General features: G+C 66.8%; 18 protein-coding genes. 9 read left to right on the top strand and 9 right to left on the bottom strand.

The genetic code is table 11. From position 1 onward, the window contains the following. Positions 1 to 112: 112 nt before the first annotated feature. Complete coding sequence (locus MUH00_RS14665) at positions 113 to 664, bottom strand: hypothetical protein (RefSeq protein ID WP_246999801.1); 552 nt, start codon at positions 662 to 664, stop codon at positions 113 to 115. Between the two features lie 131 nt (positions 665 to 795). On the opposite strand from MUH00_RS14665, the gene MUH00_RS14660 reads away from it, so the two are divergent. The 3 genes from MUH00_RS14660 (at position 796) to MUH00_RS14650 (ending at position 3524) form a co-directional block, all read left to right on the top strand. Continuing rightward, positions 796 to 1371, top strand: coding sequence for a GNAT family N-acetyltransferase (locus MUH00_RS14660; protein WP_246999799.1), 576 nt, complete (start codon positions 796 to 798; stop codon positions 1369 to 1371). 47 nt (positions 1372 to 1418) lie between these two features. Next, entirely contained in the window at positions 1419 to 2396 is a 978-nt protein-coding gene (fen, locus tag MUH00_RS14655; protein ID WP_246999797.1) for a flap endonuclease-1, read from the top strand. 105 nt (positions 2397 to 2501) lie between these two features. Then, on the top strand, positions 2502 to 3524 hold the full coding sequence (locus MUH00_RS14650) for a zinc-dependent alcohol dehydrogenase family protein (protein WP_246999795.1): 1023 nt from the start codon (positions 2502 to 2504) through the stop codon (positions 3522 to 3524). A 10-nt stretch (positions 3525 to 3534) separates the two neighbouring features. On the opposite strand, the gene MUH00_RS14645 is transcribed toward MUH00_RS14650, so the two are convergent. The 3 genes from MUH00_RS14645 to MUH00_RS14635 all read right to left on the bottom strand — a co-directional run bounded on the left by MUH00_RS14645 (position 3535) and on the right by MUH00_RS14635 (position 7488). After that, the gene (locus MUH00_RS14645) at positions 3535 to 4710 is read right to left on the bottom strand and encodes an NAD(P)/FAD-dependent oxidoreductase (RefSeq protein ID WP_247003978.1); all 1176 of its coding nucleotides are present in this window, start codon (positions 4708 to 4710) and stop codon (positions 3535 to 3537) included. Between the two features lie 571 nt (positions 4711 to 5281). Then, a complete protein-coding gene (gene mvaD / locus MUH00_RS14640; protein WP_246999794.1) occupies positions 5282 to 6265 on the bottom strand; it encodes a phosphomevalonate decarboxylase MvaD in 984 nt (327 codons plus the stop codon). Between the two features lie 86 nt (positions 6266 to 6351). Beyond that, entirely contained in the window at positions 6352 to 7488 is a 1137-nt protein-coding gene (locus MUH00_RS14635) for a coiled-coil domain-containing protein (RefSeq protein WP_246999793.1), read from the bottom strand. A 255-nt stretch (positions 7489 to 7743) separates the two neighbouring features. Between MUH00_RS14635 and nth the strand changes: the two genes are divergently transcribed. Further along, positions 7744 to 8427: an endonuclease III gene (gene nth, locus MUH00_RS14630; RefSeq protein WP_246999791.1), complete on the top strand. Its 684-nt coding sequence runs from the start codon at positions 7744 to 7746 to the stop codon at positions 8425 to 8427. A gap of 109 nt (positions 8428 to 8536) precedes the next feature. Then, positions 8537 to 8788, top strand: coding sequence for a hypothetical protein (locus MUH00_RS14625; RefSeq protein WP_246999789.1), 252 nt, complete (start codon positions 8537 to 8539; stop codon positions 8786 to 8788). A 123-nt stretch (positions 8789 to 8911) separates the two neighbouring features. On the opposite strand, the gene MUH00_RS14620 is transcribed toward MUH00_RS14625, so the two are convergent. The 3 genes from MUH00_RS14620 to MUH00_RS14610 all read right to left on the bottom strand — a co-directional run bounded on the left by MUH00_RS14620 (position 8912) and on the right by MUH00_RS14610 (position 11928). Next, entirely contained in the window at positions 8912 to 9724 is an 813-nt protein-coding gene (locus MUH00_RS14620) for an NAD(+)/NADH kinase (protein ID WP_246999788.1), read from the bottom strand. A gap of 369 nt (positions 9725 to 10093) precedes the next feature. After that, positions 10094 to 11452, bottom strand: coding sequence for a M28 family peptidase (locus MUH00_RS14615; RefSeq protein WP_246999786.1), 1359 nt, complete (start codon positions 11450 to 11452; stop codon positions 10094 to 10096). Positions 11453 to 11673: 221 nt separating this feature from the next. Beyond that, on the bottom strand, positions 11674 to 11928 hold the full coding sequence (locus tag MUH00_RS14610) for an MTH865 family protein (RefSeq protein ID WP_246999783.1): 255 nt from the start codon (positions 11926 to 11928) through the stop codon (positions 11674 to 11676). A gap of 113 nt (positions 11929 to 12041) precedes the next feature. Between MUH00_RS14610 and MUH00_RS14605 the strand changes: the two genes are divergently transcribed. From MUH00_RS14605 to MUH00_RS14590, 4 genes are all read left to right on the top strand, one after another. Further along, positions 12042 to 13106: a polyprenyl synthetase family protein gene (locus tag MUH00_RS14605; protein WP_246999781.1), complete on the top strand. Its 1065-nt coding sequence runs from the start codon at positions 12042 to 12044 to the stop codon at positions 13104 to 13106. A 97-nt stretch (positions 13107 to 13203) separates the two neighbouring features. Then, complete coding sequence (locus MUH00_RS14600; RefSeq protein WP_246999779.1) at positions 13204 to 13584, top strand: DUF7541 family protein; 381 nt, start codon at positions 13204 to 13206, stop codon at positions 13582 to 13584. A gap of 43 nt (positions 13585 to 13627) precedes the next feature. After that, positions 13628 to 13939: a DUF6684 family protein gene (locus MUH00_RS14595; RefSeq protein ID WP_246999777.1), complete on the top strand. Its 312-nt coding sequence runs from the start codon at positions 13628 to 13630 to the stop codon at positions 13937 to 13939. 171 nt (positions 13940 to 14110) lie between these two features. Beyond that, entirely contained in the window at positions 14111 to 14431 is a 321-nt protein-coding gene (locus tag MUH00_RS14590) for a DUF7520 family protein (protein WP_246999776.1), read from the top strand. A 60-nt stretch (positions 14432 to 14491) separates the two neighbouring features. Here MUH00_RS14590 and acs read toward each other — a convergent pair whose 3' ends face one another. After that, on the bottom strand, positions 14492 to 16483 hold the full coding sequence (gene acs / locus MUH00_RS14585) for an acetate--CoA ligase (RefSeq protein ID WP_246999774.1): 1992 nt from the start codon (positions 16481 to 16483) through the stop codon (positions 14492 to 14494). A gap of 746 nt (positions 16484 to 17229) precedes the next feature. Next, positions 17230 to 18930 (bottom strand): acyl-CoA mutase large subunit family protein, encoded by a 1701-nt coding sequence (locus MUH00_RS14575; protein ID WP_246999770.1) that lies wholly within the window; start codon positions 18928 to 18930, stop codon positions 17230 to 17232. Between the last annotated feature and the right edge of the window lie 47 nt (positions 18931 to 18977).

Genomic DNA, 18977 nt, shown 5'->3' with positions numbered 1-18977 from the left:
TGCGATCGTATCAGGGAGAGTTACAAAAAGCTAGGCAGCGCAGACGCGTGGCATCCATCGAGGGAACGGGACCGGCGATTAACCCGTTTTCGCGGGCGCGACGGCATTCACCTCAGTCTTCGGATACCGACTCGACGGTCCGACCGTCCAGGTCGACGACGGTGGCGAAGACGAGCCCCAGCACGGTTCCGAACAGGAGGTGCCCGAGGAGGCTATCGATGGCGACGGTCGGGAATTCGGCGGCGGACCCGGCCGCGATCGCTTCCATCCAGACGGGGAGGACGAGCACCGGCAGAATCGCCCAGATCGCGAGCCCGAAGACGAAGCCGGTGGCGGTCACCCGGAGCCACTGCCCGGCCCCCGAGAGCGCGTCGGTGTCGGCGTCCGCCTGCAAGACCCCGAGTACGGGCTTGCGCGTCACGAGGAACCCGAAAACGAGTCCCAGGACGATGCCGTGGGCGATGTGGATTGTCCACCCGGCGACGCCAGTGGGTTTGAGCCCGTAGAGCGCTGGAATGGCCGCGTCGAGGATCTCGGGATCCACGAGCCACATGAAGAGTCCGAAGGCGGCGGCACCGACGGCGCCACCGAGCGCGCCGCCGATCGACCAGCCCATCGGACGACGGACGTCGAACGCGGAGGTCGTGTCGGGCTCTGCACTCATGGTATCCGCGGCTAGTCGCATCCTCGGAAAAAGGGCTCCCCCAGCGCTGGCAAGCAGTTCGATCGCCGGCGCCTCCCGCGACGTCGCGCCGGAATGGATGACTTGTAGTGGCTGGCGCCCGAACGGGACGTGTGGAGTGCAAACTGCTGGGGTGGCCGCCGGACGGGCCGAAACTGCGGCTCGATCACGAGCGGTTCAGCTACGCCGGGAAGTTCGTGATGACGAACACCGGCAAGGCCGTCGCGCGCGACGACGCGCGGGAGAGAGCGCCGATCGTCGCCGCGGTCGCGTTCAACGAGGACCGCACCGACCCCGAAACGCTGTGGTTGCGGTACGTCACGGTCGCCCGCGATCGCCGCGGCGAGGGGATCGGCCCGCGACTGCTCGCGTTCGTCCGCGATCGCGCCGTCGAACGCGGTTACGATCGGCTGCGGATCGCCGTCAACAACCCGTTCGCCTACGAGGCGTGCTACCGGACGGGGTTCGCCTACACGGGCGAGACGACGGGCATCGCGGAACTGATCCTCGAGTACGAGCGGGAGGCCGATCGCGGCGCGGGATCTGACGACGGCGCGAATCGCCGCCGCAATCGCGAGCGGTACCAGGCGGGTCTCGACGAGTTCCGCGATCGCAACCTCTCGGCGGAGGAGGACGGCTTCCTCGAATCGCGGCGCGGCAGCGACGCGCCCGAACGGGTCGATCGATAGGAACGGAAGCCAACGTTTCAAATCCGAGTCGATCCAATAGCTCTCCAATGGGAAACGCAGCACTTCGCGACATCGCGGTCATCGAGGAGATTCCGTTCTCCGAGGTCGAGGGCGTCGTGGCCGTCGACGCGCACAACTGGCTCTATCGGTATCTGACGACGACGGTGAAGTGGACCAACGGCGACGCGTACACGACCGCCGACGGCGCCGAGGTGGCGAACCTCGTGGGCATCGTCCAGGGGCTCCCGAAGTTCTTCGAGAACGGCATCACCCCGGTGATGGTCTTCGACGGCGGCCCCTCCGAACTGAAGACCGACGAGATCGAGTCCCGACGCGAGCAGCGCCGCTCCTACGAGGAGCAACTCGAGGTCGCCCGTGAGGAGGGCGACGAGATCGCGATCGCCCAGCTCGAGTCGCGAACCCAGCGACTGACGCCGACGATTCAGGAGACCAGCCGCGAACTCTTCTCCCTGCTCGACGTTCCGATCGTCGAGGCGCCCGCCGAGGGCGAGGCGCAGGCCGCGCACATGGTCCGCCGCGGGGACGCCGACTACGTCGGCTCGGAGGACTACGACGCGCTGCTTTTCGGCGCCCCCCTCACGCTTCGCCAGTTGACCAGCAAGGGCGACCCGGAACTGATGGATCTCGACGCGACGCTCGCACACCACGACCTCACCCTCGAGCAGTTGATCGACGCGGCCATCCTCATCGGCACCGACTTCAACGAGGGCGTCGACGGAATCGGCCCGAAGACGGCGATCGCCGAGATCACCGAGCACGGCGACCTCTGGAGCGTCCTCGAAGCTCGCGGCGACAGCGTCGAGTACGGCGATCGCGTGCGCCAGTTGTTCCGGGAGCCGAACGTGACCGACGAGTACGAGTTCGACGCGACACTCGATCCCGATCTCACCGCGGCGCGCGAGTACGTCGTCGACGAGTGGGAGGTCCACGCGGACGAGGTCGCCCGCGGCTTCGAGCGGATCGAGGAGAGCGTCGCGCAGACCGGACTGGACCGCTGGACGTGACGGAGTCGGTCGCGTCCCGCGAGATCGATACCTGAGGACCGAGCGAACCAGCAAAACGATCGGCGGACCGAGGACCGAAGTTTCGCGCGCTCCTTCTCCCGTCCGATGAAGGCCTACGAAGTGCAAGAACCCACGAGCGACTACTCGGGCGTCGTCCAGACCGAACGCGACCGGCCGGAGCCGGACGCCGACGAGGCGCTCGTCGAGCTGCGCGCGGCGTCGCTGAACTACCGCGATCTGGCCATCGCCCGCGAGGACCTCGCGTATCCGGGCGCGGAACTGCCGGTCGTCCCGCTCTGCGACGGCGCCGGCGAGGTGGTCGCGGTCGGCGACGACGTCGAGCGGCTCTCGGACGGCGACCGCGTCGCGACGCCGTTCGCCCCCGACTGGATCGACGGTCCCGTCGCGCTCGAGAAAGTCGCGCGGACCACTGGCGGCAACGTCGACGGGACGCTGGCCGAGTACGCCACCTTCCCGGCGGAGAGCCTCGCCGTGCTCCCCGAACACCTCTCGTACGAGCAGGGCGCGACGCTCACCTGCGCCGGCCTGACCGCGTGGCGCGAACTCGTCGAGGAAGGGGATCTCGGCGCCGACGAGCGCGTCCTCGCGCTCGGTACCGGCGGCGTCTCGACGTTCGCACTCCAGTTCGCGACGATGCGAGGGGCCGACGTCTTCGTCACCTCCTCGAGCGACGACAAACTCGAGCGCGCCCGCGACCTCGGCGCGACGTGGACGCTGAATTACGAGGAGACGCCCGAATGGGGCGAGGCCGTCCACGAGGAGACCGGCGGCGTCGATCACGTCGTCGAGGTCGGCGGGCCGGGCACGCTCCAGCAGTCGATCGAGGCGGCCGCGTTCGACGGCACCGTCCACCTGATCGGCGTCCTCTCCGGCCCAGAGGGACAGGTCCATCCCGGCCCGATCCTCCAGAAGGCGCTCACCGTCAGGGGATCGATGGGCGTCGGCAGCCGCGCGATGTTCGACCGGATGACCGAGGCGATCGCTGCTGCCGAACTCGAGCCGGTGATCGACCGCACCTTCGGCGTCGCGGAGGACGAGGTCCGCGAGGCCTACCGGTACGTCGACGCCGGCGAACACCAGGGGAAGGTCGTCATCTCGCTCGAGTAGCGGCGGACGCCTAGTCCTCCCGACCGAACCGCCGCGAGACGAACTCGCGATAGGCTCGTCCGGTCGCGTTACCGACGGCGCCGACCGACGAGAGGTACCCGAAGCCGACGGTTTCCTTGAGGGCCTTCGCGGGTTTCCCCGTGACGACGGCGGGGCCGACCTGCGCGACGGCGTCGTCGCCGACGCTGACCAGCCAGCCCGGCGAGTCGAACGCGAACGGCTCGAACTCGAGGACCGAGTCGTCCACGGTCGCGGTTCCGGCCGCCTCGTCGCGTTCCGCGGTCACCACGCGGGAGATGTTCTCGGCGACCGTCCGCGCCTCGCGCACCGCCGCCTGCGCGCTCGCGGGGACCGGCTCCCCGTCGGCGTCGGTCACGCGAACCGCGTCGCCGAGCGCGAACGTCCGCTCGTCGAGGCGCAGGTCGCTCTCGACAGCCGGCCGCTCGCGCGCCAGCGCGTCCGAGCCGCGGATGCCGCCGGTCCAGACGAACTGATCGTACGGGACTCGCTCGCCCGACTCGAGGTGGACGTGCGTCTCGTCGGCCCGCAGGACGGGCGCCTCGGTTCGCACCTCGACCCCCTGTTCCTCGAGCGCCGACCGAACCGCCCGCTGGAAGTTCGACGGGAAGCCCGGCGCGACGCTGTCGAGTTGCTCGAGGACGGTGATCGTCGCGTCGCCGTACTCCTCGTCGACGAGCGCGGCTAACTCGCCGGCGACCTGGACGCCGGAGAGGCCGGCGCCGCCGACGACGATGCGGCCGGCGGCGGCCGATCGGATCACCTCGAGCGCCCGCGATCGAATCCGGATCGCGTGCGAGAGCCGCTTGAGCGGCGTCGCGTGCTCGCGCACGCCCTCGAGATCGTAGTAGGCGGTCTGCGCGCCGAGACAGATCGCCGCGACGTCGTACTCGAGGGCGCCGCTCGAGAGCGAGACGACGCGCTCCTCGCGGTCGACGTCTTCGACGCGAGCGACGCGGACGGCCGCCCGCTCGAGCACCTGCGGCAGCGAGACGGTGATCGCCGTCGCGAGCTCCGGCCGCCGAACGACGCGGTGCAGTTCGTGCTGGACGAGGTGATCCGGCGACTCATTGACCAGCGTGAGGTCGACCCCCTTGGGGAGGTCGTCCTCGAGCAATCGCGTCAAGGTCAGGCCTGCGTAGCCCGCGCCGAGCGCGACGACGTGCATGGGGAGGAGTAGGGGCTCGAGTCGCATAGTGTCCTCGGAAACCGGAAGCGCGGTCCCGATACGGTAGGTTACAAGAACTAAATAATAGCAGTTTGAACGGATCGACAGTGTCCGCTAGTCGCTCACGCCGCGAGGTGCTCGCCGTGTCCACGCCGTTGACCGGGGCGCTCGCCGGCTGTACCGCGGTTCGAACGCGGCTTCGGGAACGACGTCTCGGACCACCGGATCGCCGGACCGCCGGGTTCCGGCCGACTGGCATCCACAGCCCGCACAGTGGCCGATGGCCGACTACGGTCGGGCGCGGACGAGCCACAATCCGTACCCGACGCCGCCCAAGGACGCCCATTCGATCGCCTGAACGTACGAGACTACTGCGAACGTGATTCGATCGGTGGTCGCCGCCGAGGAGACGACGGTCGTCCGAACGGACGAGGAACCCGTCGCACTGAACGCCGAAACCGGTCGTCCGCAGTGGTGCCGATCGCGGGAGAGACGCTGTACGTCGGAACGGACGGCAACGTCTACACCCTGCGAGCGTAATAGCTGGGACGAGATCGCGCCGCTCGAGCCGTTAAAACAGATGCTCGTCGTCGTCGAGCAGGCGCGCGGGACCGCCGACGTTCCAGACGGTCGTCGAGACGCCGCAGTCGGAGATCTCCTCCTCGACGCGATCGGCGTGTTCCTCGGTGGTGTTGACGTAGACGCTGGCGCCGGTGTCGGTCGAGAAGTACGCCGGGATGCCCTCCTCCTCGCGGAGTTCGCGGACGCGGTTGAAGATCGCCAGCGTCGCGGGCTGCCAGTAGATCCACCCCGAGGGGCCGGTCATCGTCGTAGCCGCGAGCGAGAGCGAGTCCTGCTCGGCGAGTCCGAACGCCCGATCGAAGTCGTTGTTCCGGAGGGCGTCACGCATCTCGGCGATCTGGCCGTGGATGTGGGCGTTGCGGGCCTGGAACATGTGGCTGTCGGCGGCCTCCTCGTGGGCGTCCTCGGTCTCCTTGTGGTAGGGGACGAGCCCGACGACGATCTTCAGCTCCTCGTGGAGGTCAGTCGGGATGCGCCGGGAGCGACAGTCCTCGTCGTTGAGCCCCGTGTGCAACTGCGAGAAAGCGCCGGTGACCGCCCGAGCGGCGGAGGCCGAGCCGACGCGGGCGATCGTCGAGACGTCGCCCGTGGAGACGTCGAGTTCCGCGGCGTCGGCGAGCGCCACGGCCGCGGCGGCGAATCCGGACGAGGAAGACCCGAGGCCGACGTTCGAGGGGAAGCTGTTCTCGCTTTCCAGTCGAATGGGGTAGACCGTGTGGGCGGCGTCGGACATCCCGCGGGCCTTCTCGACGACGGCCGCGACGCGCTCGTAGGCCCGACCGTCGAGTTCCTCGCCGTCGACGACGAAGGTGTCCTCGTCGTAGTCCATCGAGAACTCGACGGTGGTTCGCGTGTGACTCGGCGCCGTACAGAGGCTGATGCTGTCGTGGTACGGGAGCCGTTCGATCTCGTCGCGCATCCCGTGATACTTGACCAGCCCCTGAATCGGGTGGGCCATGGCCGTGGCTTTCATATCCGCATACGCGCATGACGACCGCTTAAAGGTCACGGCATCCGACGCTCTCGTCCGGCGATCGATCCGATCGGTGCCCGACGCGCTCAGCTGAGCGCCGTTTCGAGGGACCGGCGCCACTCCTCGAGGGCTTCGAGGTCGGTCGCGATCGACGCGAGTTCGCCCTCGAGGTCGTCGATCGATTCGTCGAACTCGGTTTCGAGTTCGGTCGTCGCCTCGTCGAGCATCTCCGCGGCCGTCCCCTGGTCGAGCGCGTCCTCGACCGCGGCGAGTTCGTCGTCGACCTCCGTTTTGAACGCGTCCAGACGCTCTTCGAGGCGCTTCTCGACCCGATCGAGCTCCGAACGCAGCTCCTCGTCGACGTCGATCAGGTCGGCTTCGAGGTTCCGAACGTCGCTTTCGAGGGCGGTCCGCAGTTCCAGCAGCCGATCGTCGATCGTCGACTCGAGGTCGGTGACCGTCGATTCGAGCGCCTCCGTTCGCGACTCGAGGGTCGATTCGACCTCGTCGACCCGATCCGCGAGCGTCTCGGTTCGGCCCTCGAGCGTCTCGGTCCGCGTTTCGATCGCGTCGGCTCGCGAGGCCACCTCGTCGGCGACCGAATCGAGTTCGGTCTCGAGGTCCTCGATCGACGCGTCGATCGCGTCGCGCCGCTCGCGCACGTCAGCTTCGAGTTCCGCGGTCGCCGTCTCGAGATCCGCCGTTCGATCGTCGAGTCGGACGATCGCGTCGTCGATCGATTCGACGTCCGCCGCGAGATCCGCGAGGCGGTCGTCCCGGTCGTCCCCTGTCCGCTCGAGGGTCGCGAGCTCCGCCTCCAGCGTCTCGACGTCGTCCCGCGCCCGGTCGAGTCCGTCCTGGACGTCCGCGAGGACGGTCTCTGCCGTCCCGTTTTCGTCGAGAAACGCCTCGAGCGCGTCGGTGTAGGCCGCGAGCGATTCGACGGTCGATTGCAACCGTTCGATGCGGACGTCGTTGTGGGTTCGCGTTCCCTCGACGATCGGCGCGTCTCCCGCCTCGGCCGACGCGTCCCCCGTGTCGACCGGCGCGTGGTCCGCCTCGGTCGTCCGTTGTACGCCGGCGTCGATGTTGAGCGCCAGTCTGAGCGCTGCCCGCCTGGCCCCCGCCTGATCGTTCTTGAGTTCGGCCAGCAGTGCGTCGACGAGCGAACCGTGCTGTCCCGATTGCCATTTCGCTTCGAGCGTGTCGTCGTGCGTGGTCATGCCTTGGTCACCCTTCCGCCGCTCCTCGGATCCCGTTCGAGCTCCGATCTCGCGCCGGCCGATCGGCCGGAACTCGTCGCGCGGGTCGTTTTGACCGATACGGAGGTCGGAATAATAATAGTGTTCCACGATCTGATACAAATGGCATTGAATCGACATTTTACACCGCCTGGGCCTATGATACCTGTCGGCGGCCGCCGGCCGCGTCGACGCGGAATCCGAACGCTCAAACGACGAGAATCCTAGCAGTCGTCTATGGGAACCCCACTGGAGACGCGGCGCGAGCAGGCCGAGGAAATCGTCGATCGGCTCGAGGAGGCGTACCCCGATTCGACGATCTCGCTGCGGTACTCGAACCGACTCGAGTTGCTGATCGCGGTGATCCTCTCCGCCCAGTGTACGGACGAGCGCGTCAACACGGAGACGAACCACCTCTTCGAGAAGTACAACGGACCCGAAGACTACGCGAACGCGCCCCAGGAGGAACTCGCGGAGGATTTGAGTTCGATCACCTACTACAACAACAAGGCGAAGTACATCCGCAGCGCCTGCGAGACGATCGTCGAGGAGCACGACGGCGAGGTTCCGGACACGATGGACGAGTTGACCGACCTGTCGGGCGTCGGTCGCAAGACGGCAAACGTCGTCCTCCAGCACGGGCACGACGTCGTCGAGGGGATCGTCGTCGATACGCACGTCCAGCGACTCTCGCGCCGACTCGGGCTCACCGAGGAGGCGCGCCCGGAGACGATCGAGCGAGACCTGATGGAGATCGTCCCCGAGGGCTACTGGCAGCAGTTCACCCACCTTTGTATCGACCACGGACGGGCGACCTGTACGGCCCGGAACCCGGACTGTGCGGACTGCGTGCTCGCGGACATCTGCCCCTCCGAGAAGGGTGACAGCGAGATCGACCTCGCCTCGGGCGAGCCCTGGTAGTCGATCGAAATCGTCGGAAGACCGCGGGTTCGGCTCGTACATTGCGACGCCGACCTGTGCAAGCCCAACGCCTTTTCGGAGATCGCTGGTACCATCGGATGGGATCACAATGTCCAATAACAGCGACGAGCGCCGCGAGACCGGGAAAGAGGAGCACGGTCGGGACGTCGAACTGGCCCACGAGGATCCCGACGCCGAGGAGGACGAGGAGCTCACTGAGGAGGAGAAAGAAGCCCGCGAACGGCAAGACGAGGAGCAGCGCCGACAGGACATCGAACACAAGTCGGTCGATCGGGAGGACGACGCTCTCGAGAACGCGAACCCGGACCACCATCGGGACGAGGAACCGTACAACAGTTAACGCGCCAGAATCTATCGCGATCGCGACCCGCGATCGACGACCTGACGACCGCCGGCGCTCGTACGTTTTTTCGCCCCGATCGCCCCGAGCACCGCCGAGTCCGGACGGCGGACTATAAGTCGCCTACGAGTCGCGTTCGTTCCCGGAAACGACGAGCGTCGAGAGCGTCCCGTCGACGCCCACCGAGACGCTCGCGTCGGCGGCGACCGTCCCCACGGCCCGATCGTCGGCAAGCAGCCGAACGTCTCCCTCGTCGCGTTCGACGGTGAGCACGACGTCGTCGTCGGGGAGCACCCACCGCCGCGTATCGGTCACGAACGGGGCGATCGGCGAGACCGCGACGGCGTCGACCGCCGGCGAGAGCTGTGGCGCGTCAACGGCCCGGGCGTAGCCGTGGCTGCCGGCCGCCGTCGCGACGACGACGCCGTCGGCCCGAAACCGGGCGATCGGATCGTCGCGACTGGTGATCGCGTATTCGGAGATGCGGGCCGGTTCGGCGGTGACGAGCGTGACGTCGAACAGCGCTCGATCGCGAGCGGTCGCCGATCGGGACGCCAGTTCGACGCCGAGTACCGGTCTGGGTCGTTCGATCGCCTCGCCGTCGAGCGCCGCCGCGATCGCCGCGTCGAGATCGGTTCGATCGACCGCCTCGATTCCCGGTACGGTGCCCGCCGGAAGGACCGGAACGTCGGGCTCCGTCCGGGCGATGGTCGTCAGCGCCCGCTCGCCGATCGTGACCAGCAGCGACGGCCTCGCTGAGAGGACGTCTTCGGCGGCCCCGGTCACCAACTCAGCCTCGCGATCGTCGAGCGCGGCCGCGATCGCCTCGACCGCCTCGACGCCCTCGCCGCCGGACTGCGGGCCCGTCGCATCCGTTTCGGCGTCGACGATTCCGACGATCGGATCGTCGCCCGCCAGCCACGCGGCGGAATCCATGTCCCCCAGTTCACACCGATCGTTCAAAAGGGTGCGGTTATTCGTCGTTGCCGCATTCGCATAGCGCGTTCCATCGACTTGGATCGTTGGTAACACCGCGAAAGCCCCTGGCGTGCTCGACCAGTTGTGACTCGCTGTCGTTCGAGAGAGCGAAGCTCTCTCGTGATGACGAGACGCCGAAGGCGTCTCGAACCACGCTCCTCGAACTCCGTCCTGCGGTGCTTGCGTCGTCTCACCGGATCGAGCGCGCCAGCCCCTTTCATTCCCACCCGTGCCGGCTGATCGGTCTGCTACTGGGGCGGGAATGAAAGGGGATGCCAGTCTCATAAAGACGGGCGCAGCAAGCACTGACCGAACGAAGTGAGGCCGTTACAACTCGTCGTAGGGCCAGTCGCCGGTGATCCGCATGCCTTCGGCGAGATCCTGCTCTTCGAGGTCTTCGACTATCGCCTCCGGATCGCGGTGCTCGATCGCCGTCTCCGAATCGGCGAGTTCGACGACGAGGTCGGTCAGGAGGATCGCCTGCTCGCGCAGCGTGCGCGACTCGAGTTTGTCGAGGGTGTCGGCGTGAGTGTGGCCCCAGCCGCGGCCGACCTCGTCCGAGGTCGAGGAGACGTGGTAGCCGGGGACGCCCCACCGGACGAACGGCCAGTGGTCGCTGTGGGGGCCGAGTTCGGGCACCGTCTCGATCGGGTGGTCGTACCGATCCGCGATGTCGGTCGCGGCCCGTTCGAGGGCTTCGAAGCCGTGGGTGGTGAACGAGAGCGTGCGGTCGCCGACGACGCCGTCGTTGTTGACGATCGCGCGGATCGCCTCGCGGTCAGTGGTTTCGGCGTGGTAGCTCGACCCGACGAGGCCGACCTCCTCGGCGCCGTAGGCGACGAATTCGACGCGCGTGTCGAGGTCGTTCTCGCGGGCCGCGAGCGCGGTCGCGATCTCGACGAGCATCGCCGTCCCGGCGCCGTTGTCGAGGGCACCCTCCGCGATGTCGTGGGCGTCGACGTGGCTCGTCACGAGGACGCGCTCCTCGGTGTCGGGGCCGAGTTCCGCGTGGACGTTCTGGCTCCGCGTCGGGTCAGACTCCGTCTGACTGACCGACGAGCGTGACTCGTCGACATCGTGGCGCTCCGCCTCGACCGAGACCGCGATCGACTCGCCCTCGTACCGACGGGCCAGCCGTGCGCCGACCTCGCTCGAGACGCCGACGGCCGGGATCTCGCCGATCGGATCCTCCTCGGTGCCGACGCTTCCCGTGGGCGGCAGGCAGCCCTCGACGTGATTCTGGTAAACGAACCCGGCCGCGCCGTGCTCGACCGCGTGGTAATACTTCTCCCGGCGGTGGACGTACCGATCGGCGTAGCTCGGAACGTCGCTGCGGACGACGACGATCGCGCCATCGACGTCGGCGTCGTCGAAGTCCTCGGGCAAGCCGTAGCCGAGGTCGACGAGCTCGGCTTCGACGCGGTCCGACGGACTCCGGGGGAGCGCGATGCAGCGCAGGCTCTCCTCGGCTGTCTCGATGGCGCTCTCGCCGCGGGTCCAACCCTGTACGTCGAAGGTCTCGAGGCGGGCGTTTCGCGCGCCGGCGTCCGCGAGCGCGTCCCGCGTCAGTTCCGCCGCCTCGCGTTCGCCGTCGCTGCCGGCCATCCGGTCGCCGATGTCGACCAGTCGCTCGAGGTGCGTCCAGCCGACGTCGCTGGTGAAGACGTCGCCGATCCACCGTGTCATGCCAGAGGTGTGGACGCACGGCGGTGTAACCCTTCGGAATCCGGCCGATCGGAACGGTCGATGCCCGGCCGGCGATCGAACAGAAAAAGAACGTCCGGTAGCGAGGCTAGGCCACTCCGTTCCCGTGATTCCGACGTGAGCTGTCGCCGGGTGATGCGCCGGATCGGGTACAGTCGCCGATCCGGTCGCGACAGTCGAATCGAGTATCGTCGTCGAACCGGCTACAGTTCGCCTTCGGCTTTCAGCCCCTCGATGACGTCGTCGACGAGGGTGTCGACGTCCTCGTAGGGGAAGTCCTGGTGGCTCGAGGCCGTGGTCCCCAACTCCATCGCGGTGAAGCTGAGATCGCCGGACTCGAACGACGTCGCCGGCCCGTTGGGCAGGGCCGGAACGAGGTCCATCTGGTTACTGACGGGGTAGTCCGCGCCTTCGAACGCCTCGACGAGTTGCTCGCGAAGTTCGGCTTCGTCTGCCATACGTCTCCATCCCGGAGCCGTCAGAATAAGGATTCTGAAACCCGTATAAATCCAATCGTCGTTTGCACACGAATAACTGAATCTTTTTGAGTCCGCTCTGTCTCTGGGGGGATATGCGGGAGACGCTTGCCGAGTGGCGGCCGGCCATCGACGAGGCGATCGCCGACCTCGTCCCACGGGAGATCGACACTGACTATCTCGAATCGTTCTTCGGCGACCCGACCTACGAGTACGACCCGGACGGGATTCAGCGCGCGCTGTCGGACCCGCTCTGGGACCTGCTCGATCGGGGCGGAAAACGCTGGCGCGCGGTGCTCTTTCTCGTCTTTGTCGACGCGTTCGGCGACGATCCCTCGGAGTACCTGCCCTACGCCTGTATTCCGGAGATCCTCCACAACGGGACGATCATCGTCGACGACGTCGAGGACGAGGCGTCGATGCGCCGCGGCGAACCGGCGTTGCACCACATCTACGGCGAGGACGTCGCGCTGAACGCGGGGAACGCGATGTACTTCCTGCCGCTGAAGATCCTGACGGAGAACCCGGCGGAACTCCCGGCAGAGCGGCGGCTGGCGGCCTACGAGATGCTGATGTACGAACTCAACCGGACCCACCTCGGACAGGGGATGGACATCTGCTGGCACAACGAACGCGAGGTCCGGATCACGCCCGCGGAGTACCTCGAAATGTGCGCGTGCAAGACCGGCTGCCTGGGCCGCATCGTGGCGCGACTGGCCGCGATCATCACCGACCGGCCCGCCGACGTCGAGGCGGCCGTCGCGCGGTACGCGGAACTGACGTCGGTCGCCTTCCAGATCGGCGACGACATCCTCGACGTGGAGAACTCCCTCGGCCGCGCGGGCGAGTTCGGCAAGGAGTTCGGAAACGACATCCGCGAGGGGAAAAAGACCCTGCTCGTCATCCACGCGATCGAGCAGAGCGATCCCCAGACGGCACACCGGCTCGAAACGATTCTCGAGACCGACATCAACACCGACGAGGAGATCCTCGAGGCGCTCTCGATCATCGAAGATGCCGGCAGTCTCTCCTACGCCCGCGACCGCGCGCTCGACCTGGCCGCGGACGCCCGCGAGGCGATCGACGGCATCGACGTCGATCCGGCGGTCGAACGCGAACTCCGCGAGTTCACCGAGTTCGTCATCGATCGCGATGAGTGACCGCGATCCGCTCCGATCGAACCTATCAGCTGTCGTGTCTGTTCTCGTTCGCTACTCGTAGGACCAGTTACTACACGGGTCGCGTCGTAGGGTGGGTATGGCCGATCACTCGACCCGCGCCGATCGACCGACGAGGACGAGCCCGTGGCCGATCCTGCTCGCGCTCGGCCTCGTCTTCTCGGAGGTCGGCATCGTCATCGACCTCGTTCCGGTCGCCGTCGGCGGCCTCGTGCTATTCGCCGGGAGCGTCGCCGGCTTCGTCACCGAATCGGGACGCGTCTCGAGCCCGTGGCCGATCGTCGCCGGTCTCGGCGCGATCTTCGTCGCGGTCGGAGCAGCCCTGCTCGCCGTCGGCACCGACCTGGTGACGATCGCCGGAGCCGAGGGGCTCGTCGGCCTCTCGACTCGCGGGCTCGCGATCGCCGTCGCCGGCGTCGTGTCGATCCTCGGCGCCGCGATCGGCAGGGACAGACGCTAACGTACGACCGACCCACCGCAACAGACACGCTCGAAACACGATCATGAGCCGACGCGCATTCGACACCGAACTCACGCTCGACCTCGCCGTCAACGCCATTCCGCTGGCGATCGTCCTGTTCTTTACCGCTGCGTTCGCCCTGTTCAACCCGTGGGGGTTCGAACCCCTCGAATCCGGCATCCAGTTCGCGATCCTCCTGTCGGTCGCGGTCACGCTCGCGGCCGTGACCTTCCTGGCCGCGCGGGTGATCGAGAGCGACCCGCGGACGCACCACGACACGGTCTCGTCGATACACGTCCAAGGTGGGACGGAGCCGACCGACGACGACGGAACGGAGGGGCCCGATTCAGAGTGAACCGCGCGATCGAACCGGTCCGTCAGGTCACGATGAGAACGAACCCCGTCACGGCCATCAGGAGCGCGATCCCCGCGAGCACCAGCCCGAAGAGTTCTTTCTCGTCCATGTCGGGGTCGTCACCGAACTGTAACTAAAACCTATGGCACGCGCCGTGATCCATCGATCGCGATGACCGATCGAACCGACGATAGCGGGCGATCGACCGCGCGGACCGAGGAGGATCGTGACGATCGCCGGACCGTGGTGGGCTCGCGGGTCGTCGTCGCCTTCGGCCTCGTACTCGTCGCCGTCACCGCCGCCTTCGGGGCCGTTCTCGGTCGTGTCCTTCCCGCGCGGACCGGCGTCGAGGAGACCGTCCTTCTGGGAATCACCGTTCCGGTGTCGCCGGCGGCGTTCGCCCTCTACGGGGCCGTCACCGTCGGGATCGCGACCGGGGCGGTCGTGCTTCTCCTGCGGCTGGTCGCTCGGTTCGACGAAAACGCGGCGTAGTGCGATCCGGCGATCGCACGCGACGGCGCCCGACGATCGACCCTCGACCGCGACGAGTCGTCAGTCGCCCTGCACCTGGTCGTCGATCTCATCGACGATCTCCGGATTACGGAGCGTCGAGGTGTCGCCGAGTTCGTTCCCGCTCGCGACGTCCTCCAGCAGGCGTCGCATGATCTTGCCCGACCGCGTCTTCGGCAGTTCGGGCGTGAAGACCACCTGCTCGGGCCGGGCGATCGGCCCGATGGAGTCCTCGACGCCCGCGACGATCCGATCGCGCATCTCGTCGGTGGGCTCCTGGCCATCCTCGAGGATGACGTACGCGTAGACCGCCTCGCCCTTGATGTCGTGGTCGCCGCCGACGACCGCCGCCTCGGCGACGCCGTCGACGCCGACGATCGCCGACTCGATCTCCATCGTTCCCAGACGGTGGCCGGAGACGTTGATCACGTCGTCGACCCGGCCCAGGACGGTGACGTAGCCGTCGTCGTCGAGTTTGGCGCCGTCCTCGGGGAAGTAAACCCACTCGTCTGCGTCCTCGTCAGAGTACTCTTTCCAGTACTCCGAGAGGAACCGATCGTCGTTGTTGTACAGCGTCCGCAGCATCCCCGGCCACGGATTCTGGACGGTGAGGTACCCCGCGCTGCCGGCGTCGACCGGTTCGCCCTCGGCGTCGACGATCCTCGCGTCGATCCCCGGCAGCGGCGGGCCGGCGGAGCCGGGTTTCATCGTGTTGACCCCCGGCAGCGTCGTGATCATCATGCCGCCGGTTTCGGTCTGCCACCAGGTGTCGACGATCGGACACTCCTCGTTGCCGATGTGCTTGTAGTACCACTTCCACGCGCGCGGGTTGATCGGCTCGCCGACCGTTCCGAGCAGGCGCAACGAGGAGAGGTCGTGCCTTTCCGGATACTCCTTCCCCCACTTCATGAACGCGCGGATCGCCATCGGCGCCGTGTAGAAGATGTCCACCCGGTTCTCCTCGACGATCTCCCACAGGCGGTCCTTCTCCGGATAATCGGGCGTTCCCTCGTACATGACGGTGGTCGTCCCGAGCGCGAGCGGCCCGTAGACGATGTAGGAGTGGCCCGTGATCCAGCCGATATCGGCCGCACACCAGTAGGTGTCCTCGGGCTTGACGTCGAGGACGGCGTGAGAGGTCCAGGCGGCGTACGCGAGATAGCCCCCGGTGGTGTGTTTCACGCCCTTCGGCTGACCCGTCGTCCCCGACGTGTACATCAGGAACAGCATGTCCTCGGCGTCACGCGAGACTGGCTCGACCGACGCGCCCTCGTGCTCCTCGATCAATTCGTGGTAGTCGCGGGCGTCGGTGCCGAGGAAGTGCTTCAGTTCGTCGCCCAGCCGGTCGACGACGATCGACTGGACGTCGTGGTCGACGCTCCGCAGTCCCTTGTCGGCCTTCTGCTTGTGGTTCAGCGCGTCGCCGCGGCGGTAGTAGCCGTCGCAGGTGACCAGGTACTCGCTCTCGGCGGCGTTCATCCGCGTCGCCAGCGCGTCCGCCGAGAAGCCGGCGAAGACGACCGCATGCGGCGCGCCGATTCGGGCGCACGCCAGCATCGCGATCGGTAGCTCCGGAATCATCGGCAGGTAGAGCGTGACGACGTCGTCCTCCTCGACGCCGAGGTCGCGTAACGTCGCCGCGAACGCTTCGACCTCGTTCAGCAGGTCGCCGTAGGTGTAGGTGCGGGTCTCGCCCAGTTCACCCTCCCATTTGATCGCGGCACGATTCTTGGCACCCTCTTCGACGTGGCGATCGAGGCAGTTGTACGAGGCGTTCAGCGTCCCGCCGGTGAACCACTCGTAGAACGGCGCGTCGTCGTCCTCAAGGACGGTCTCGTACTCCTCGTCCCACGAGAGGAGCTCGGCGGCCCCCTCCCAGCACTCCGGCCAGTTCTCCTCGAACTCGTCGTAGATTCCCTCGTCAGTGACGTTCGCCTGCTCGACGAACGACTCTGGCGGCGCGAACGCGTCCTGTTCCTCGAGTCGCGCTTCAAGTTCCACGTCGGCTTCGCCGTCGCTGGATTCGTCGCTCATGTCTAGTGATATCCTCGATCATGACCGAGATAAACGTTCCCATCGATCGCACCCACGTCTGGCGGTTTTCGTTTCTCCGAATCCACGCCGATCCGCGAAAAGGCGCACGGGTAGGAGTGGACCGATCAGTGAGAATATGCGTAAGCCGAGTTTTGTCACGCTTCGGTCCAATCGTGCTGAACGGCTACCGCGGGATGACTGCCGCAAAACGCGTACAGAGAACTCTATAGGCGTTTCGCGTAACAGTGAGTGAGGTCTCCGGCACGCGGACGCATACGCATCAATTAATTGGTAGCAGCCACTCGAGTACGACGACACCCTGGCTCGTCCCGAGGACGATCACGTCGTTTACGAGTATTGGCGGTCGCGTATCGATGGAGCCTCTAGCTTCCAATACCCAGCGCTTCTCGCCCCGCACTGCTCTGTGGGCTCGGTCACCGGTTGAAGTGCGGCCACATCTCCTGCTCGATCAGTTCCGTGGAACCGCAGCAGCCGCACTCTTCGGGGGCATCGTATCGGTGGCCGCCGTCGGACTGCGCGGAAACCGTACCGGCGTGTACCACCTGACACTCGGCACAAACGTACTTTTCAGGCATCTCTGGGGTGTGAGCCATATCGATTCCTACCCCGACCAACGAGATATAGCCCGGGTGTCGTTCCCTCGAAGAACAGGGACCGGGGTCGACGCGCTGGACACCGCTCCGTTCAGCCCGCCGTTTCGCCCGCGAATCGGTCTCGAACCCGATTCATGCCAGTCCAATCTCCTCGCTGTAGGCGCCGTGGGCCTCCTCGAACACCTGCATGATCTCGCCCATCGTCGCGTAGACCTTGACCGCGTCGACGATCGCCGGCATCGCGTTCTCGCCGCGATCGACTGCCTCGCGGAGAGTCTCCAGCGCGTCCGCGACGGCGTCGTCGTCCCGCTCGGCTTTGACCTCGGCGAGCCGATCGAGCTGTCGCTCCTCGGTGGTCTCGTCGACCCTGAGGATCTCGGGACTGGTGTCCTCCTCTAACGTGTACTCGTTGACGCCGACGACGACCTCCTCGCCGCGTTCGACCCGCTCCTGGTACTCGTAGGAGGCCTCCTGGATCTCCCGGAGGAAGTAGCCCCGGTCGATCCCCTCGAGGATGCCGTCGCGGACGGAGCCGTCGCCCATGTCGCGGATCTCCTCGATATAGCGCATCGCCCGTCGCTCGGTCTCGTCGGTGAGCGCCTCGATCGCGAACGAGCCGCCCATGGGATCGACGATATCGGCCGCGCCGGATTCCTCGGCGATGATCTGCTGGGTTCGAAGCGCCACGCGAACCGCCTTCTCCGAGGGGAGCGCGAGCGCCTCGTCGAAGCTGTTGGTGTGCAGCGACTGGGTGCCGCCGAGGACGCCCGCCAGCGCCTGAATCGTCACCCGGACGATGTTGTTCAGCGGCTGTTGGGCGGTCAGCGACTGGCCCGCGGTCTGCGTGTGGAACTTGAGGCGTTTCGATTCGGCCCGCTCCGCGTCGTACCACTCGTCCATCACCCGCGAGTAGATCCGTCTGGCCGCCCGGTACTTCGCGATCTCCTCGAAGAAGGAGTTGTGACAGTTGAAGAAAAACGACAGGCGCGGCGCGAACTCATCGACGTCCAGCCCGCGATCGATCGCGTCCTCCACGTAGCCGAAGCCGTCGGCGAGCGTGAAGGCGAGCTCCTGGACCGCCGTCGAGCCCGCCTCGCGGATGTGGTATCCCGAGATCGAGACGGGGTGGAACTTCGGCGTCTCCTCGGCGCTGAACTCGACGACGTCCGTGACGAGGTCGAGCGAGGGCTCCGGCGGGATCACCCACTCCTTCTGCGCGATGAACTCCTTGAACATGTCGTTCTGGAGGGTGCCCCGGATCTGCCCGCGGGGGACGCCCTGCTGGTCGGCCAGCGCGATGTACATCGCGTAGATCACCGGTGCGGAAGGGTTGATCGTGAAGGAGGTCGAAATCTCGCCGAGGTCGATCCCGCCGAAGAGGATCTCCATGTCCCGCAGCGTGTCGACCGCGACGCCTTCCTTCCCGACCTCGCCCTGGCTCATCGGGTCGTCGGAGTCGATCCCCATCAGCGACGGCATGTCGAACGCCACCGAGAGGCCCGTCTGACCCTGGTCGATCAGGTAGTGAAAGCGATCGTTCGTCTCCTCGGCGGTCCCGAAGCCGGCGAACTGGCGCATCGTCCACGTCCGGCCGCGGTACATCGTCGGGTACGGGCCCCGAGTGTACGGTTCCTCGCCCGGGAAGCCGAGATCATCCAGGTAGTCGAGGTCGGCGACGTCGTCGGGCGTGTAGAGCCGATCGACCTCGACGTTCGAGACGGTCGCGAACCGGTCCTGTCGTTCGCCGTGGCGATCGAGCACCGGACCGAGCGTCTCCTCGTGCCACTCCTCGCCGGCCTCCCGGATCGCCTCGAGCTCGTCGTCGTCGTACATACTCGCAATTTTTGCCGCGCCGATCATTAAGGATTCCGGGAACCGAC

It is taken from the genome of Halosolutus gelatinilyticus (assembly GCF_023028105.1).
Classification (GTDB): Archaea; Halobacteriota; Halobacteria; order Halobacteriales; family Natrialbaceae; genus Halosolutus; species Halosolutus gelatinilyticus.
The sequence above is the reverse complement of the archived record's forward strand: the minus strand, read 5'-3'. Positions and strand labels throughout refer to the sequence as shown.

Bases quoted from the DNA above. Each gene is read 5' to 3' on its own strand.
- MUH00_RS14665 (WP_246999801.1), bottom strand. From the start codon at position 664: ATGAGTGCAGAGCCCGACACGACCTCCGCGTTCGACGTCCGTCGTCCG.
- fen (WP_246999797.1), top strand. From the start codon at position 1,419: ATGGGAAACGCAGCACTTCGCGACATCGCGGTCATCGAGGAGATTCCG.
- MUH00_RS14650 (WP_246999795.1), top strand. From the start codon at position 2,502: ATGAAGGCCTACGAAGTGCAAGAACCCACGAGCGACTACTCGGGCGTC.
- MUH00_RS14645 (WP_247003978.1), bottom strand. From the start codon at position 4,710: ATGCACGTCGTCGCGCTCGGCGCGGGCTACGCAGGCCTGACCTTGACG.
- mvaD (WP_246999794.1), bottom strand. From the start codon at position 6,265: ATGAAAGCCACGGCCATGGCCCACCCGATTCAGGGGCTGGTCAAGTAT.
- MUH00_RS14635 (WP_246999793.1), bottom strand. From the start codon at position 7,488: ATGACCACGCACGACGACACGCTCGAAGCGAAATGGCAATCGGGACAG.
- nth (WP_246999791.1), top strand. From the start codon at position 7,744: ATGGGAACCCCACTGGAGACGCGGCGCGAGCAGGCCGAGGAAATCGTC.
- MUH00_RS14625 (WP_246999789.1), top strand. From the start codon at position 8,537: ATGTCCAATAACAGCGACGAGCGCCGCGAGACCGGGAAAGAGGAGCAC.
- MUH00_RS14620 (WP_246999788.1), bottom strand. From the start codon at position 9,724: ATGGATTCCGCCGCGTGGCTGGCGGGCGACGATCCGATCGTCGGAATC.
- MUH00_RS14615 (WP_246999786.1), bottom strand. From the start codon at position 11,452: ATGACACGGTGGATCGGCGACGTCTTCACCAGCGACGTCGGCTGGACG.
- MUH00_RS14610 (WP_246999783.1), bottom strand. From the start codon at position 11,928: ATGGCAGACGAAGCCGAACTTCGCGAGCAACTCGTCGAGGCGTTCGAA.
- MUH00_RS14605 (WP_246999781.1), top strand. From the start codon at position 12,042: ATGCGGGAGACGCTTGCCGAGTGGCGGCCGGCCATCGACGAGGCGATC.
- MUH00_RS14600 (WP_246999779.1), top strand. From the start codon at position 13,204: ATGGCCGATCACTCGACCCGCGCCGATCGACCGACGAGGACGAGCCCG.
- MUH00_RS14595 (WP_246999777.1), top strand. From the start codon at position 13,628: ATGAGCCGACGCGCATTCGACACCGAACTCACGCTCGACCTCGCCGTC.
- MUH00_RS14590 (WP_246999776.1), top strand. From the start codon at position 14,111: ATGACCGATCGAACCGACGATAGCGGGCGATCGACCGCGCGGACCGAG.
- acs (WP_246999774.1), bottom strand. From the start codon at position 16,483: ATGAGCGACGAATCCAGCGACGGCGAAGCCGACGTGGAACTTGAAGCG.
- MUH00_RS14575 (WP_246999770.1), bottom strand. From the start codon at position 18,930: ATGTACGACGACGACGAGCTCGAGGCGATCCGGGAGGCCGGCGAGGAG.